Raw genomic sequence first — 15,202 nt, forward strand, 5'->3', positions numbered from 1 at the left:
GCGGATGGAGATCGTCGAAGGCATCGGGATCGGCGTCGCCGTCATCCTCGTCGCGCTTCTCGTGCTCTTCGTCCGGCGGGCCGTCGTGACCCGCAGCGGTGGCATCATCCGGCTCAGCGTCCGGGTCACCACCGTGCTCGACGGGCGTGGCTGGTCACCCGGCTTCGGTCGGTTCGCCGGTGACGAGCTGCGCTGGTATCGAATGTTCAGCTTCGCGCTTCGTCCGAAGCGGGTCCTCTTCCGCAAGGATCTCGCGGTCGAGCGCCGTCGATTGCCCGAAGGGCAGGAACGGCTCTCCATGCCAGCCGACTGGGTGATCCTCCGCTGTACGAGTCACCACGCACCGGTGGAGATCGCCATGGCGCGGTCGACAGTGACCGGTTTCCTCTCCTGGCTCGAGGCCGCCCCTCCGGGGGCGGTCTCGCCGCGTCTGGCCTCCCAGGACTGGCCAGCCGCCTGACCCGGCGCGCTACGGCGCCCGGTTCCGGCCGCCCACCGGGTGCCGCCGTGCGCACGAGAACCCCGGCTGGCACCGTCGCAAGCCGCCGTCAGCGGCCCTGCCCAAGCGGACGCCGGCAGTGGTAGACCAGCGCCGGCGGCAGGTTCGCCCACACCGTCCGGCCCACCGTCACCTCCTCGAACGTCCGGTCGAGCAACCGGCGGAAACGCCGCGCCGGAGGGCTGCACAGCGCGTGCCGATAGGCGAAAGTGGTGAACACGCCACCCGGGCCGAGCACGCCGGTCACCGCGTCCAGCACCGCGCGCTGCCGCTGCCCGCTGAACGCCGCCCAGGGCAGGCCGCTGACCACCACGTCGGCGTACGGCAGGGAGCGCGCCACCAGCAGGTCACCGAGCACCGCGGCGTCGGCCAGCACCACCTCCACCTCCGGATACCGGCGCGCCACCCGCGCCGCGAACCGGGGGTTGATCTCCAGCGCCAGGTGGTGGCCCCGGCCGGCGAGCCGGCGCTGCACCGCACCGGTGAACGCGCCGGTGCCCGGGCCGAGCTCCACCACCACCGGTTCGCCACTGCCGGGCACCGCCGCGGTGATGTCGGCGGCCAGTCCCGCGCCGCTGGGTGTCACTGCCCCGACGGTGAGCGGGTGCCGGACGAACTGCCTGAGGAAGGTCGACGAGTCGGTCACGTCGACCGACGCTAGGGACGCCACCCACCGGGCGGGATCGCTCCGGTGGCCCCTGCACCGGCCACCCGGAGGAGGGCGCCCGGCCGGTGGGAGGACGGCCCGGCGGTGCGGCTTCCGTAGGGTTGGCCGGGTGACGGGTCGACGGGTGCGCTGGCCAGAGCTGCTGCTCGGGCTGATCGCGGCCCTGCTGGGCCTGGCCACCACCGTGAACACCGTGCTCCCGCTCCCCGACCGGGTACGCCACGCCACGCTCGCCGTCATCGCCGGTCTGGCGCTGGTGGCGGTACGCCGGTGGCCCTGGCCGGTGCTGGCGGTGGAGACCGCGCTGATGCTTGTCACGGTGCACCTGACCCCGTTCGGCACCGGCACCCCGCTGCTCTGCGCCGCGCTGGCCCTGGGCTTCGTCGCGTACCGGTCCGGCTGGCGCTCCACCGGCGCGGCCTTCGCGCTGTTCCTCTCCGCGACGGTCTACACGGTGCTCGTCGGATCCCCGCCCGGCGTGCTGACCGGCGGGGCGGGGCTGCTGCGGCTGATCACCCTGGCCGGGACGTCGGCCACGCCGGTCGCCTCCGGCCGCTACCTGCGTGGCCTGCGTAAGGCCGCCGAGGTGGCCGAGGAGCGGGCCCGGGAGGCGGAGGCCCGGCAGGCGATGCAGACCCGGGCCGCGCGGCTGGCCGAGCGGGCGGGCATCGCCCGCGACCTGCACGACATCGTCGCGCACCACGTCGCGGCGATCGCCCTGCAGGCCGGGGCGTCGCAGTACGCCATCCGGCAGACCGGCCGGGTGGACGAGGCGGTGGCCGCCTTCGGCGAGCTGCGGTCGACGGCCGGTCGGGTGCTGGACGAGCTGCGCGAGCTGCTGGAGGTGCTGCGTGACCCGGAGGCCATCGAGGACGGCTCCCCGATGGTCGAGCCGGAACAGATCATCGACGAGGCGCAGCGCCTGGTCCGGGCGGCAGGGCTCGCCGTGCAGGTGAGCGTGGACCACCGGGCGGCGCGGGCATCCCTGGTGGTGCGTACCACCGCCGCCCGGGTCATCCAGGAGGGGCTGACCAACAGCCTCAAGCACGCCGGTCCGGGCGCGATCGCCACGGTGGTGGTGCGGGCGGAGCCGCCCGGGTTGTTCGTCGAAGTGCTCGACAGCGGCCCGCAGCGGCCCCGGCCCGCGCCGTCGCTGCCCGCGTCGAAGCTCGGACTGGTTGGCATGCGGGAACGGGTCGGCCTGCTGGGCGGCACGCTGACGGCCGGCCCGACCGCCGGCGGCGGCTGGCGGTTGCAGGCCCGACTGCCAATACGGGAGGTGTCGTGATCCGGGTGCTGGTGGTCGACGACCAGGCGCTGGTACGCGCCGGCGTGGGCCTGCTGCTGCGTACGGCCGGCGACTTCGAGGTGGTCGGCGAAGCGGGGGACGGCCTCGACGCGGTACGCCTCAGCGAGCGGCTACACCCGGACGTGGTCCTGATGGACCTGCGGATGCCCCGGCTGGACGGCATCGAGGCGACCCGACGGATCCTGGCGCGTCAGCCCGGCGTCCGGGTGCTGGTGCTGACCACCTTCGCCGACGACGCCGACGTCTACGGGGCACTCGGCGCGGGGGCCATCGGCTACCTGGTCAAGGACGGAGCGCCGGAGGACCTGCTGGACGCGGTCCGCCGGGCCGTGCGGGGGGAGTCGCTGGTGGCCCCCCGGGTGCTCGCCCGGATCGTGCAGCGGGCGATCAGCGCGCACGACCGGGAGGCGCGCGCCGGGACCGGCGATCCGCAGCCGGCGCTGCGCCTGCTCAGTACCCGGGAGCGCGAGGTGCTGGCACTGGTGGGTGCCGGGCTGTCCAACGCGGAGATCGGTGCCCTGCTGCACCTGGGGGTCACCACGGTCAAGACCCACGTGTCGGCGGTGATGGAGAAGCTGGAGCTGCGCAACCGGGTGCAGGCGGCCGTGGTGGCACACCGGCTCGGCCTGGTGGACGACGACTTCAACCCCGTAGCCGATCTCCCGGCGCCCTAGACGAGTAAGTCCTAACTCCTGACGGGGCTGGGGCTGGGGCGAAGGGCGCCGGTCATCCACTTTGGTTGCCCGCCATCTCGACGTGCTGTTGAGCGGTATACCTCAGAGGTATGAATATGACTCTGAGGTATACCGCCTACGACCGCGTCCGCCCTCACGGGGGTGACCAAGGGTCACCCCCGTGCGCCGGCTGCGCGCACCGCCCCAGCAAGGGTTAGGAATTACTCGTCTAGGGGGTCGAGCGGCCAGTGGGAGGATCGGCCGCGGCCGTCGGGAGGGCGGCAGGGCCGGTCCGGCGCAGCACGCTTGCGGGGTGACCTTCCTGAACTCCCTGCCGGATCGGCTCGGCACCCTGCCGCCCGGATATCTGCTGCTGGCCGCCGCGGCGATCCTCGCCGCCGAGGTGGGCCTGCTGGTCGGCGTGGTGCTGCCGGCGGCGACCGCCATGCTGACCGTCGGGTTGCTGGCCCGGGCCGGTCGACTGGACCTGTCGACCGCGCTGGCCGTCACCACCCTGGCGGCCCTCGTCGGAGACCAGCTCGGTTACCTGGAGGGGCGGCTGCTCGGGCCGCGGCTGCGTGCCGGTCGGCTGGGTCGCTGGGTCGGCGAGGAGCGCTGGCGGCGGGCGGAGGCGTTGATCGAGCGCCGGGGTGGGCATGCGGTGCTGCTGGGGCGGTGGACCGCTTTCGCCCGGACGCTGGTGCCCCGGGTGGCGGCGATGGCCGGACTGCCGTACGGCCGGTTCCTGCTCTTCGACGCGGCAGCCGTGGTGGTGTGGGTGCCCGGCACGGTGCTGGCCGGGTGGGCGTTCGGCGCGCTGCCGGTCGGGTTGCCGGTGATCGGCGGCCTGTTGCTGGTCGCGGCCGCCGTGGCGGTGGTGGGGTGCCGGGCGCGCGCCCGGCGTGGTCGGGCCGCCCGACGGTCCTGCCGGGGCCCGGTGCCCGGCGGCCGGCGGCCTGGCCGGCCCGCTCCCGCCTCCCGTCGGCCCGGGGCCGGTCGTACCGCACCCACCCGGCGTGGCGCCCTGGACCGCTCCTGACCGGTCATGCCCCACCTCGGCCGGCCAGCCCACCCCGCCGAGGAGTCAGCCCCGACGACGCGTGACGGCGGCGAGAGCGGGAACCCACACCTGGACAGCGTCGACGTTCAGCGCTTGCCGCCCGGCACCCATAGCACATCTCCCGCCGGATTTGCCGTTCTTGACAGGATAAAGAGCAGATCGGAGAGCCGGTTGAGATACTTTGCCGGGAGCGGGCTGGTCCGGTCCGGATCGTGGCTGACCAGCGCCCACGCCGCCCGCTCGGCACGCCGGGCGATGGTCCGCGCCACGTGCAGCAGCGCCGCGCCCGCGGTGCCGCCGGGGAGGATGAAGGAGTCGAGCTTGCTCAGGCGTGCGTTGTACTCGTCGCACCAGCCTTCCAGGCGCTCGACGTACTCCTCGGTCACCCGCAGTGGCGGGTACTTCGGTTCCGGCTCGGCCGGGGTGGACAGGTCGGCGCCGACGTCGAACAGGTCGTTCTGCACCGAGGCCAGCACGCCCCGCAGTTCCTCGTCGAGATGGCCGAGAGCGAGCGCGACACCGATCGCCGCGTTGCACTCGTCGACATCCGCGTACGCGGCGATGCGTGGATCGGTCTTCGGGACCTGCTCGTTGTTGCTCAGCCTGGTCATGCCGGCGTCGCCGGCCTTGGTGTAGATGCGCGTGAGGTGGACGGCCATGACGCACAGCCTACGGATACCGGACCTGACGATCCCCGCACGGCCGGACGCGACAGCCGGCTGGCCCGCGGTGGTGGGTCCCGGCGACGCCGGCGATCCGGCGGTCAACGACGTCGACGTCATCCGGGTCTGCGGTGCCGCCCGGCTGGCGGGCACCGTGCACGTCGTCGGCGCCAAGAACTCGGCCCTGAAGTTGATGGCCGCCGCGCTGCTCGCCCCCGGCCGCAGTGTGATCACCAATGTTCCCCGGATCACCGACATCGCGATCATGGGGGAGGTGCTGCGGCGGCTGGGCTGCGACGTCCGGTTCGACGCGGACGACCCGGTCGACCCCATGGTGGCCCGCGGCGGGGTCGCCCGGTCCCGCTCGGTGACCATCGACGTACCCGCGCAGCCCGGCGCGGAGGCCGACTACGACCTGGTCCGACGGCTGCGCGCGTCGATCTGCGTGCTGGGCCCCCTGCTGGCCCGTCGGGGGTACGTGCGGGTGGCCCACCCCGGCGGCGACGCGATCGGTTCGCGCGGCCTGGACATGCACATCTCCGGGCTGACCCGGATGGGCGCGGAGATCTCCGGCGAGCACGGCTTCGTGATCGCCGAGGCCCCGCACGGGCTGCGCGGCGCGGACATCGTGCTGGACTTCCCCAGCGTGGGCGCGACCGAGAACCTGGTGATGGCGGCCGTGCTGGCCCAGGGCACCACGACGATCGACAACGCGGCCCGGGAGCCGGAGATCGTCGACATCTGCACGATGCTCAACCAGATGGGCGCGCGGATCTCCGGCGCCGGCACGTCCACCCTGCGGATCACCGGCGTGGCCGGCCTGCGTCCGGTGCGGCACGCCACAGTGGGGGACCGGATCGTCGCCGGCACCTGGGCCTTCGGCGCCGCGATGACGCGCGGCGACTTGACGGTGACCGGGCTGGACCCGGCCTACCTGGAGGTCGCGCTGGACAAGGTCGTCGCGGCCGGCGGCCTGGTCGAGACGCACGGTGACGGCTTCCGGGTACGCATGGACGACCGCCCCCGGGCGGTGGACGTGGTGACGCTGCCGTACCCCGGCTTCGCCACCGACCTGCTGCCCATGGCGATCGGGCTGGCCGCGGTCAGCGACGGCGCCTCCCTGATCACGGAGAACATCTTCGACGGCCGGTTCATGTTCGCCAACGAGATGATGCGGCTCGGCGCGGACATCAAGACCGACGGGCACCACGCGGTGGTCCGGGGGCGGGAGCGGCTGTCCGGAGCGCCGGTACGGGCCACCGACATCCGCGCCGGCGCCGGGCTGATCATCGCCGGCCTCTGCGCGGACGGGCCCACGGAGGTCTCCCACGTGCACCACGTCGACCGGGGGTACCCGGATTTCGTGGCCGACCTGCGCGCGCTCGGTGTGGCGGTGGAGCGGGGCACCGCGCCGGACGAGCCGTCGCTGGAGATCTGACGCCCTGGCCGGCATCCCACTCCATCGGATCGGCACCCGCGAACGCTGTGGGTCTCGCAGTGTCAGGTGGCCTGCAGCGAGGCACGCACGTGCCGTCGTGCGTCGTGGATACGTGACTTCAGGGTGCCGACCGGAATGGCGAGATGCTCGGCGATCTGGTCGTAGGTCAACTGGCAAAGGTCACGCAGCACCAGCGGAGCGACCAGTTCGGGTCGGTGCGCCTCCAGTCGTTCCAGCGCGTCGAGCAGGTCGAGTCGGGAGCCCGCGATCACGCTTGTGGTGCGCGGGTCGGCGGCGTCGAGCGGAAGCTGCGGCGTGGACTGCTCGTCGGCCCGGCGCTTGAGGCTGCGGTACGTCTGACGGGCGCAGTTGGCCGTGACGATGTGCAGCCAGGTGGAGAACTTCGATCGGCCCGCGAAGCTGTCGATCTTGCGGGCGACCTGGAGGAGGGCATCCTGGCACGCCTCTTCGGCATCCTGCCGGCAGGGGAGGAGGCGCAGGCACTGCCGCATGACCTGCGGGCCGATCCTGGCCAGCAACATGTCCAGCGCGGCGGCGTCGCCCTTGGCGGCACGACCGGCGAGATCCTCGATAACAAGATCGTCTGACAAGCTCAGGCCCCGTTCCTCAGCATTTTGTCGGCCATAATACGGGCGTGTCAGTACCCGGCAAGATCGGCCGATACCGCGTTGTACGGCGTATCGGTTCCGGAGCGTTCGCCACCGTGTGGCTCGGCGCCGACGATGCTCTGGACGCTTCCGTAGCGATCAAGGTGCTGGCGGACAACTGGTCGTACCACGCTGACCTGCGGGAGCGGTTCGAGCAGGAAGCGCGGATCATGCGGCGGACGGATTCCAGTCTGCTCGTGCGTGTGCTCGACGTCGGCGAGCTGCCGGATGGACGGCCGTACCTGGTGATGCCGTACGCGGCTGGCGGCACCCTCGCCGATCGGCTCGTCTCGGGGCCGCTGCCGGTACGGGAGGCCCTGCTCATCGCGGCCGACATCGCCAGCGCCGTCACGGTGCTGCACGAGGCCGGCGTGCTGCACCGGGATCTCAAACCGTCCAATGTGTTGTTCCAGCCGGCTGCGGAACGGGATCGGGTGCTCGTCGCCGACCTCGGTCTGGCCAAGGCGCTCGCCAACGCGTCCGGCTTCACCATCGCGGCTGGCACACCCGGCTACATGCCACCTGAGCAGGCCACCGCCGGTGGTGGTCTGGACGTCCGCGCCGACGTGTACGCGATCGGCGCGACGACCTACCACATGGTGACCGGCCGCCCGCCCGAGCCGGCACGATCCACCGTTAGCCGTTCGGGCCGGGCCGGGCGCGCCCTGCTCCGGCCATCTGAGCTTCGGCCCGGAATTCCCTCCGAAGTGGACGACCTGGTGCGCCGCGCGCTGCATCCCGACCCGCGGCAACGCTGGGCGTCCGCTGCCGTGATGCTCGAGGAGCTGCACCGGGTCATCGCGTCGTTGGAGCGGGACGCGGGCCGTGGCCGGTTCGTGCGGCAGGTGGGGCGGGTCGTCGGCGTCGGGGTCGCACTGACCGCGCTGCTGGCTACCACGGGTTCCAGTTCCACGCTGCCGGCACGGTCCGGGTGGGTCCGCGTGGACGATGCCTACGGTGCTCTTTCGGTCGCGGTGCCGGCGAGCTGGGCTGGCCAGGTGAAGGACGCCGGCTGGGATCCTTCCCTACTGCGACTTCCCGCCGGCCAGGCGCCAGGTCTCGTGGTCGCCCCGAATCTCGCTGTCTGGCCGGATCCCGCGAGTGGGATGCCCGGTGTGTTCGTCGGCGCGAGCAGGGCCCTGCTCGCCGGCGACCCGGAACCGGCGTTACCCAGCCACCCCTCCTGCGTCCGGCAGCCCGACCGGACCGTGAACGTGGGGGGCGACAGCGCGTTGGTACGACGGTGGACATCGTGTGGCGCTTCGGTGTCGTTCAGCGAGGTGGTGTTGGCCGTGCCGCAGCGCGGCTGTGGCGTCTACCTGCAGATCAAGCAGGTCGGCGATGAGGACCTGACCGACGAGATCCTGGCCGGCCTGCGGTTGTCCAGCGCGCTGGCGCCGCAGGCCGGCCGTTTCGGGTCCGTCTACTCGTAGCAGTCCTGGTTCGCGTACTGGAGAGTCAGCTGGGTGACCTTGCCGTTTCTTGAGGCGATGCGGTAGACGGCCTTGCTGTTGCCGGGGGTCTTCGCGAAACCGCGACCGTTCGTCGCGTCTCCGTCGGCCCTCGTCCAGTCCGGGTAGATCCGCAGCATGTCGGCGCTCGACATGCCGATGCGTGCTCCTTCGGGCGTCCTGATTCCCTCGTACGCGTCGATGGTGGCGATTCCCAGCGTCGGCGAGAGAAGGACGGTCCCCTCCTCGCTCGGGGCGGCCCGCAGACGCGCCGGCGTGCAGCCGCCCCCGTTGCTCGTGAAGGCCCGCAGCTGTCCCGTCCTGGTGGCCTGCTGGCGGGTCATGCCGAGCTTCAGGGCGCCGATGCCCTCCGGACCCAGGACGAGCGACGCGGTGCGGGTCGGGCCGTCGGACGGTCGCGCGGACGGCGTGGGCGGCGCGGACTGCGTGGACGACGGGGAGGGGGTGGGCGTGGGAGTGCCGGTGCGGGCCGCGCTGGCCGTCGACTCGGGCGAGCCGGCCGGGGCGGCGTTGCCGCTCTGGTGTGCGGGTGACGAGCACGCCGCTACGAGCATGAGGCAGGTGAGGGTTCCGACAATGGACGTCGCGCGCATCATGAGCTCCTGGCTGTTTCCGTCTGTTGGGTTGTCGTAGGGTTCGATGCACCCACTCGGGAGTTTGTTCGCTCTGGCGAGTCGTGCATCCGTCACATGAGCGGCTGGCGCCCCGACACCGCTCCTCCGGAGCCCTTAGTCATCGTTCAGGCTCGCAGACTAGGGTGCAGGCAGGCACTCAATCGCAGCGAGGGAGAAGCAGATGGCGGGTCGACTCGCGGTCGTCGGGGCCGGGCTGATGGGCTCCGGCATCGCCCAGGTGGCGGCGCAGGCGGGCTGGCAGGTGACGCTGCGCGACCTGGACGACGCGGCTACCACCCGGGGGCTCGGCGGCATCCGGAAGTCGCTGGAGAAGTTCGCCGAGAAGGGCAAGATCGAGGCGTCGGACGTCGAGGCGACGCTGGCGCGGATCACGCCGACCACCGACCTGGAGGCGGCGGCGGACGCGGACATCGTGGTCGAGGCGGTCTTCGAGCGGCTGGAGATCAAGCACGAGGTGTTCCGCGCGCTGGACAAGATCTGCAAGTCCGACGCGGTGCTCGCCACCAACACGTCGGCCATTCCGGTCACCCAGATCGCCGCGGTCACCGAGCGGCCCGAGGCCGTCGTCGGCACCCACTTCTTCTCGCCGGTGCCGATGATGCAGCTCTGTGAGCTGGTGCGCGGCTACAAGACCAGCGACGAGACGCTGGCCACCGTGCGGGCCTTCGCCGAGGAGATCGGCAAGACGGTGGTGGTGGTCAACCGGGACATCGCCGGCTTCGTCACCACGCGGCTGATCTCCGCCCTGGTGGTGGAGGCGGTCAAGCTGGTCGAGTCCGGCGTGGTGTCGGCGGAGGATCTGGACACCGCCTGCCGGTTGGGCTTCGGGCACGCCATGGGCCCGCTGGCCACCACCGACCTGACCGGCGTGGACGTGCTGCTGCACGCCTCGAAGAACATCTACACCGACACGGCGGACGAGAAGTTCTTCCCGCCGGAGCTGCTCCAGCGCATGGTCACCGCCGGCGACCTGGGCCGCAAGACCGGCAAGGGTTTCTACACGTACTGAGTCGCGACGACCGGGGCGGTTGCCCGCCCCGGTCGACCGCTCAGCCGTCGCGCTTGGTGGTCCAGCGGAAGGTGGTCAGGCAGAGCACCAGGCCGATCACGCACCACAGGGCGAGCACCAGTGCCACCCGGCCCAGCTCGAACGACCCGCCCGGCTCCTGGGCGCCGAAGCTCTCGGGCAGGAAGACCGCGCGCAGCCCCTGGCACATCCACTTGAGCGGGAACAGCGCCGCCACCTGCTGCATCCAGGTGGGCAGGTCGGTGAAGACGAAGAACACCCCGGAGATGAACTGGAGCACCAGGGCGACCGGGGTGACCACCGCCGAGCCGCTGCGGGCCGTGCGGGCCAGCGACGAGATGGCGATACCGCACAGGGTGCAGGCGGTGACGCCGAGCACGGAGACCCAGCCGAAGGTGAACCACCTGCCGGCGGTGCCGGGCAGATTGAGGTCGAACAGCGCCACCGCGACCGCCAGCAGCAGCGCCGTCTCGGCGATGCCGATCGCCACCACCATGATTACCTTGCCGGCGAACCAGACCCACTTCGGCATCGGCGTGCCCCGGTAGCGCTTGAGCACCCCCCGGTCCCGCTCGATCGGGATCCAGATGCCGAGGTTCTGGAAGCTCACCGTCATCAGGCCGGTCGCGATCATGCCGGTGATGAAGTACTGGGTGAACTTGACCCCGCCACCGATCGTCCCGTGGAAGATCGACGCGAAGATCAGGATCATGATGATGGGGAAGCCCATCGTGAAGACCACGGACTCCCGACTGCGCAGGAACTGCGTGATCTCCAGCCGGCCCTGGCGCAGGGCCAGCGCGCCCGCGCCCAGCCGGCGGCCCTTGGTCGCGGCGACCGGCGTGGCTGGCTTCGTCGTAGTCGTCATCGCGAGTGTCCGATCATCGTGAGGTAGACGTCCTCCAGGGTCGGCCGGGTCACCGTGAGCCCGGGAACCTCACCGCCGTAGCGCGCGGCCAGGTCGGCCACGAGGGCCGTCGGCGTCGCGGTCTGCGCAAGCTCCACCGTCCCTTCCGGGGTACGCCAGGAGACCGTGACCAGAGCCTCCTGCCGGTTGCCCAGCCGGTTCGGGGCGGCCACCTCGACCAGTTGGCCGCCAGCGATCACACCGACCCGGTCGGCGAGCGCCTCCGCCTCGTCCAGATAGTGGGTGGTGAGCACGATCGTGGTGCCGGCCGCGGCGAGGTCGCGGATCAGCTCCCAGAACTCGCGGCGGGCCTCCGGGTCGAAACCGGTGGTCGGCTCGTCGAGAAAGAGCAGTTCGGGGCGGCCGATGATGCCCAGCGCCACATCCAGGCGGCGCTTCTGCCCGCCGGAGAGGGTGTGCGTACGAGCCTTCGCCTTCCCGGCCAGCCCGACCCGCTCGATGACCTTGTCCGGGTCGTCCGCGTCCGGATAGAAGCCGGAGAAGTGTCGGACCACCTCGGCCACGGTCAGCTCGTCGAACTCGCCGGTGCCCTGCAGCACGATGCCGACCCGGGAGCGCCAGCCGGCGTCGGGATGGGCAGGGTCCGCGCCGAGCACGGCCACCTCGCCGGCATCGCGCCGGCGGTAGCCCTCCAGGATCTCGACCGTGGTGGTCTTGCCGGCGCCGTTCGGGCCGAGCAACGCGAACACCTCACCGCGGTGGACGTCGAGATCCACGCCCGCCACCGCCACGTTGTCGCCGTACGCCTTGCGCAGCCCTCGGACGGAGATGGCCAGCTCGTCATCCATGCTGTCCAGTGTGCGTCCTGACCCGTCCGGCCTGCTGCCCGGGGTGTGGCGGTCAGCGCCACCGCGAGCGCTTCGGACCCGGTCGTCCGCGACATGGACCTGTGTGGTTTTCCACAACCCGTTTTACTGAACGGTAACTTAGACTCCGGCCATGGATGAGACCCCATCTGCGAGCCGGTTGCCCGAGCGGGACCGCCCGTGGGTGATGCGCACGTACGCCGGCCACTCCTCGGCCGCCGCCACCAACGCGCTCTTCCGCCGCAACCTCGCCAAAGGGCAGACCGGCCTGTCGGTCGCCTTCGACCTGCCCACCCAGACGGGGTACGACCCGGACCACGAACTCGCCACCGGTGAGGTCGGCCGGGTCGGCGTGCCGGTGGCCCACCTCGGGGACATGCGGGCGCTCTTCGACGGCATCCCGCTCGCCGAGATGAACACTTCGATGACCATCAACGCCCCGGCGATGTGGCTGCTGGCCCTCTACGGCACCGTCGGCCTCGAACAGGACGCGGAGCTGGCCCGCTGCGCCGGCACCACCCAGAACGACATCATCAAGGAGTACCTGTCCCGGGGGACGTACATCTTCCCGCCGGCGGCCTCCCTGCGGCTCACCGCCGACGTGGTGGCGTACACGCTGCGGGAGATGCCCCGGTGGAACCCGGTCAACATCTGCTCGTACCACCTCCAGGAAGCCGGCGCCACGCCCGTACAGGAGGTTGGTTTCGCCCTGGCCACCGCCGTCGCGGTCCTCGACGCGGTCCGCGACTCCGGTCAGGTGCCCGCCGAGCGGATGGGTGACGTGGTCCAGCGGATCTCGTTCTTCGTCAACGCCGGGGTGCGCTTCGTCGAGGAGATCGCCAAGATGCGCGCGTTCGGCGTGCTCTGGGACGAGATCACCCGGGACCGGTACGGGGTGACCGAGGCCCGGCAGCGACGGTTCCGCTACGGGGTGCAGGTCAACTCGCTCGGCCTCACCGAGGCGCAGCCGGAGAACAACATCCAGCGCATCGTGCTGGAGATGCTCGGCGTGACGATGTCCCGCGACGCCCGCGCCCGCGCCGTGCAACTGCCCGCCTGGAACGAGGCGCTCGGCCTGCCCCGCCCCTGGGACCAGCAGTGGTCGCTGCGGATGCAGCAGGTCCTGGCGTACGAGTCGGACCTGCTCGAATATCCCGACCTCTTCGCCGGGTCGCACGTGATGACCGCACTCGTCGACGAGATCGTCACCGGAGCGCGCGTCGAGCTGGACAAGGTGCTGGAGCTGGGCGGCGTGGTCGCCGCCGTGGAGACCGGCTACCTCAAGAGCGCGCTGGTCGCCTCGCTGGCCGAACGCCGCCGCCGGATGGAGTCCGGCGCCGACGTGGTGGTCGGCGTCAACCGGTACGCCGAGACCGAGCCCTCGCCGCTGACCGCAGCCGGCGCCGAGGCCGTCGAACAGGTCGACCCCGCGGTCGAGGCGGCCGCCGTCGCCTCCGTACGTCAATGGCGTGCCGGTCGGGACGACGACGCCGTCGACGCGGCGCTGGCCCGACTCCGCGCGGACGCCGCGACCACCGCCAACCTCATGCCGGCCACCCTGGAGTGCGTGCGCGTCGGCGTGACCACCGGGGAGTGGGCCGGCGCGCTACGCCAGGTCTTCGGCGAGTACCGGGCACCCACCGGCCTGGCCGGCGCCACCGGCAGCGGCGGCGACCCGGGCCTCGCGGCCGTGCGGGAGCGCGTCACCGCCACCGCCCGCGAGCTGGGCAGCGGCCGGCTGCGGCTGCTGGTCGGCAAACCCGGCCTGGACGGGCACTCCAACGGCGCGGAGCAGATCGCGGTACGCGCCCGCGACGCCGGCTTCGAGGTCGTCTACCAGGGCATCCGGCTGACCGCCGGGCAGATCGTGGCCGCCGCCGTCGAGGAGGACGTCGACCTGGTCGGGCTCTCCGTGCTGTCCGGCTCGCACCTGGCCGCCGTGCCCGCCGTCCTCGACGGGCTGCGCGCCGCCGGCCGGGCGGACCTGCCGGTGGTGGTGGGCGGCATCATCCCCGCCGGCGACGCCGACACCCTGCGGGCCGCCGGGGTGGCCCGGGTCTTCACCCCGAAGGACTTCGCCCTCACCGGCATCATCGACGACCTGGTGACGGTCATCCGGCAGGCCAACGACCTGCCCTGAGCCCGCTTCGCGGGTCAGCGACCGGCGTACGTCATGCAGTCGGCCATGTCGTTGTCCGGGCCGACCTTGATCGACGACGCGTGGCACTCCAACTGCTCGTTGTGCCGACAGTCGGAACGCTGGCAGGCGCCCACCTGGGCGGTGAGGCCGTCCACCCCGCCCCGCACCGGCGACTCGACGAAGGTGTGGCAGTGCGCGTGGTCAATGCTGCCGATGGTGATCGCGAAGGCGTGGCAGTCACCGCCGTGGTTGTACGCACACGCCGCGACCACACACTCCTGGACCCGGGGCATCTCCATCGCTGTGGTCATGCTGACCTCCTCTGGGCTTCTTGTCACGATCCTAGGCATTTGTCGGTTGCGGAGACCCGATCCTGACGATCAGCGCTGGCCCCGGCGTTCGGGCCGGATACCCGTCTCGGCGTGATCAACACGAGGTCGGCGATGTCGGGGGTATCAACCCGCCCCGGACACCCCGACATCGGCGATCCCGAGTCGATCACCGCCCGGACGCACCCTGTCGACCGTGTCCATCACGTCGACTGAGCGGGATGTCCGTTTCCGAAGGGGCCGTCGGGGCGGGATGTCCGTTTCGGGGCGGCGTGGGGGTGTGACCGGGTGCATCCGTGGGGCGGAATCGTGGCGGGCCGGGGGTCGTTACATACCCTGACGATCGCAGGACCACGGCCACCCCCGCCCGCTCGACCGGGGCGGGAATGGCCGGCCGGGCCGGGTCGTTGCAGACCCCCGAACGACCGCAGGCCCCGCCGACCGGTGCGCCCCTCAGGCCCACCGCCGCGGGAATGACCCCGGCCCGACAGCCGTTACACACGGTCCGGCGCCACGAGCACCGCTCGCTGGCAGCCCCGGGAATCCCCCCGGCCCGACGGTCGTTACACACGGTCCCGGCGCCACGAGCCCCCCGCTCGCAGGCCGCCGCCGGCGCCACGAGCGATCAGCCCGCAGGCCGCCCCCCAAACTTTCCCCGCTTTGATAGTGCAGCGCCCGACGAGGTGCTCACACCCGCGCCACCCGTTCCCCCGAACGGTGCGCTGGTGTTCCTACCCCCGAAGGAGCTACCCCCATGAACACGATCTTGCGTAAGAGCATGCTGTCCGTTGCCGGTCTCGCGTTCGCCGGTGGTGTCTTCGCCGGCCCGATCGCCGCCCACGCCAACCCCGCCGCCGATGCCAAGCCCGTCGCGGCCGTGCAGACGGT

The 15,202-nt window shown here is 71.9% G+C and carries 15 protein-coding genes; 8 read left to right on the forward strand and 7 right to left on the reverse strand.

Translation table 11 applies throughout. The features are described 5' to 3' along the window. Positions 1 to 4: 4 nt before the first annotated feature. The gene (locus ACGGAQ_RS27745; protein ID WP_393054139.1) at positions 5 to 460 is read left to right on the forward strand and encodes a DUF2550 domain-containing protein; all 456 of its coding nucleotides are present in this window, start codon (positions 5 to 7) and stop codon (positions 458 to 460) included. A gap of 88 nt (positions 461 to 548) precedes the next feature. Here ACGGAQ_RS27745 and ACGGAQ_RS27750 read toward each other — a convergent pair whose 3' ends face one another. After that, the gene (locus ACGGAQ_RS27750; protein WP_393054141.1) at positions 549 to 1,145 is read right to left on the reverse strand and encodes a class I SAM-dependent methyltransferase; all 597 of its coding nucleotides are present in this window, start codon (positions 1,143 to 1,145) and stop codon (positions 549 to 551) included. 130 nt (positions 1,146 to 1,275) lie between these two features. On the opposite strand from ACGGAQ_RS27750, the gene ACGGAQ_RS27755 reads away from it, so the two are divergent. The 3 genes from ACGGAQ_RS27755 (at position 1,276) to ACGGAQ_RS27765 (ending at position 4,188) form a co-directional block, all read left to right on the forward strand. After that, positions 1,276 to 2,454: a sensor histidine kinase gene (locus ACGGAQ_RS27755; RefSeq protein ID WP_393054144.1), complete on the forward strand. Its 1,179-nt coding sequence runs from the start codon at positions 1,276 to 1,278 to the stop codon at positions 2,452 to 2,454. Continuing rightward, on the forward strand, positions 2,451 to 3,149 hold the full coding sequence (locus tag ACGGAQ_RS27760) for a response regulator (RefSeq protein WP_393054147.1): 699 nt from the start codon (positions 2,451 to 2,453) through the stop codon (positions 3,147 to 3,149). Before ACGGAQ_RS27755 ends, ACGGAQ_RS27760 begins: the two co-directional genes overlap by 4 nt. A 313-nt stretch (positions 3,150 to 3,462) precedes the next feature. Further along, positions 3,463 to 4,188 carry a DedA family protein gene (locus ACGGAQ_RS27765; protein ID WP_393054150.1) on the forward strand — a complete coding sequence of 242 codons (726 nt, stop codon included), beginning with the start codon at positions 3,463 to 3,465 and terminating at the stop codon, positions 4,186 to 4,188. Positions 4,189 to 4,295: 107 nt separating this feature from the next. On the opposite strand, the gene ACGGAQ_RS27770 is transcribed toward ACGGAQ_RS27765, so the two are convergent. Further along, positions 4,296 to 4,868 (reverse strand): cob(I)yrinic acid a,c-diamide adenosyltransferase, encoded by a 573-nt coding sequence (locus ACGGAQ_RS27770; RefSeq protein WP_393054153.1) that lies wholly within the window; start codon positions 4,866 to 4,868, stop codon positions 4,296 to 4,298. On the opposite strand from ACGGAQ_RS27770, the gene murA reads away from it, so the two are divergent. After that, positions 4,867 to 6,309, forward strand: coding sequence for a UDP-N-acetylglucosamine 1-carboxyvinyltransferase (gene murA, locus ACGGAQ_RS27775; protein ID WP_393054155.1), 1,443 nt, complete (start codon positions 4,867 to 4,869; stop codon positions 6,307 to 6,309). The genes ACGGAQ_RS27770 and murA overlap by 2 nt on opposite strands. 62 nt (positions 6,310 to 6,371) lie before the next feature. On the opposite strand, the gene ACGGAQ_RS27780 is transcribed toward murA, so the two are convergent. Further along, positions 6,372 to 6,920, reverse strand: a complete 549-nt coding sequence (locus ACGGAQ_RS27780) for an RNA polymerase sigma factor (protein WP_393054158.1) — start codon at positions 6,918 to 6,920, stop codon at positions 6,372 to 6,374. 44 nt (positions 6,921 to 6,964) lie between these two features. Here ACGGAQ_RS27780 and ACGGAQ_RS27785 point away from each other — a divergent pair, with 44 nt between their 5' ends. Then, entirely contained in the window at positions 6,965 to 8,410 is a 1,446-nt protein-coding gene (locus ACGGAQ_RS27785; protein ID WP_393054161.1) for a serine/threonine-protein kinase, read from the forward strand. Here ACGGAQ_RS27785 and ACGGAQ_RS27790 read toward each other — a convergent pair. Continuing rightward, positions 8,401 to 9,003: a hypothetical protein gene (locus tag ACGGAQ_RS27790; protein ID WP_393054164.1), complete on the reverse strand. Its 603-nt coding sequence runs from the start codon at positions 9,001 to 9,003 to the stop codon at positions 8,401 to 8,403. The genes ACGGAQ_RS27785 and ACGGAQ_RS27790 overlap by 10 nt on opposite strands. A 241-nt stretch (positions 9,004 to 9,244) precedes the next feature. Here ACGGAQ_RS27790 and ACGGAQ_RS27795 point away from each other — a divergent pair, with 241 nt between their 5' ends. Beyond that, a complete protein-coding gene (locus ACGGAQ_RS27795; protein WP_363940602.1) occupies positions 9,245 to 10,093 on the forward strand; it encodes a 3-hydroxyacyl-CoA dehydrogenase family protein in 849 nt (282 codons plus the stop codon). 40 nt (positions 10,094 to 10,133) lie between these two features. Here the strand turns inward: ACGGAQ_RS27795 and ACGGAQ_RS27800 are convergent, their stop codons facing one another. Together ACGGAQ_RS27800 and ACGGAQ_RS27805 are read right to left on the reverse strand one after the other, a co-directional pair. Continuing rightward, positions 10,134 to 10,979, reverse strand: coding sequence for an ABC transporter permease (locus tag ACGGAQ_RS27800; RefSeq protein WP_393054167.1), 846 nt, complete (start codon positions 10,977 to 10,979; stop codon positions 10,134 to 10,136). Beyond that, a complete protein-coding gene (locus ACGGAQ_RS27805; protein ID WP_393054170.1) occupies positions 10,976 to 11,827 on the reverse strand; it encodes an ABC transporter ATP-binding protein in 852 nt (283 codons plus the stop codon). Before ACGGAQ_RS27805 ends, ACGGAQ_RS27800 begins: the two co-directional genes overlap by 4 nt. A gap of 151 nt (positions 11,828 to 11,978) precedes the next feature. Here ACGGAQ_RS27805 and ACGGAQ_RS27810 point away from each other — a divergent pair, with 151 nt between their 5' ends. Further along, positions 11,979 to 13,985 carry a protein meaA gene (locus ACGGAQ_RS27810; RefSeq protein WP_393054173.1) on the forward strand — a complete coding sequence of 669 codons (2,007 nt, stop codon included), beginning with the start codon at positions 11,979 to 11,981 and terminating at the stop codon, positions 13,983 to 13,985. A 14-nt stretch (positions 13,986 to 13,999) separates the two neighbouring features. Here the strand turns inward: ACGGAQ_RS27810 and ACGGAQ_RS27815 are convergent, their stop codons facing one another. Then, positions 14,000 to 14,296, reverse strand: coding sequence for a DUF1540 domain-containing protein (locus ACGGAQ_RS27815; RefSeq protein ID WP_393054176.1), 297 nt, complete (start codon positions 14,294 to 14,296; stop codon positions 14,000 to 14,002). Positions 14,297 to 15,202 lie beyond the last annotated feature (906 nt).

It is taken from the genome of Micromonospora sp. NPDC047557, from assembly GCF_043205095.1.
Taxonomy (GTDB): Bacteria; Actinomycetota; Actinomycetes; order Mycobacteriales; family Micromonosporaceae; genus Micromonospora.

Bases quoted from the DNA above. Each gene is read 5' to 3' on its own strand.
- ACGGAQ_RS27745 (WP_393054139.1), top strand. From the start codon at position 5: ATGGAGATCGTCGAAGGCATCGGGATCGGCGTCGCCGTCATCCTCGTC.
- murA (WP_393054155.1), top strand. From the start codon at position 4,867: ATGACGCACAGCCTACGGATACCGGACCTGACGATCCCCGCACGGCCG.
- ACGGAQ_RS27770 (WP_393054153.1), bottom strand. From the start codon at position 4,868: ATGGCCGTCCACCTCACGCGCATCTACACCAAGGCCGGCGACGCCGGC.
- ACGGAQ_RS27790 (WP_393054164.1), bottom strand. From the start codon at position 9,003: ATGCTCGTAGCGGCGTGCTCGTCACCCGCACACCAGAGCGGCAACGCC.
- ACGGAQ_RS27795 (WP_363940602.1), top strand. From the start codon at position 9,245: ATGGCGGGTCGACTCGCGGTCGTCGGGGCCGGGCTGATGGGCTCCGGC.
- ACGGAQ_RS27800 (WP_393054167.1), bottom strand. From the start codon at position 10,979: ATGACGACTACGACGAAGCCAGCCACGCCGGTCGCCGCGACCAAGGGC.
- ACGGAQ_RS27805 (WP_393054170.1), bottom strand. From the start codon at position 11,827: ATGGATGACGAGCTGGCCATCTCCGTCCGAGGGCTGCGCAAGGCGTAC.
- ACGGAQ_RS27810 (WP_393054173.1), top strand. From the start codon at position 11,979: ATGGATGAGACCCCATCTGCGAGCCGGTTGCCCGAGCGGGACCGCCCG.
- ACGGAQ_RS27815 (WP_393054176.1), bottom strand. From the start codon at position 14,296: ATGACCACAGCGATGGAGATGCCCCGGGTCCAGGAGTGTGTGGTCGCG.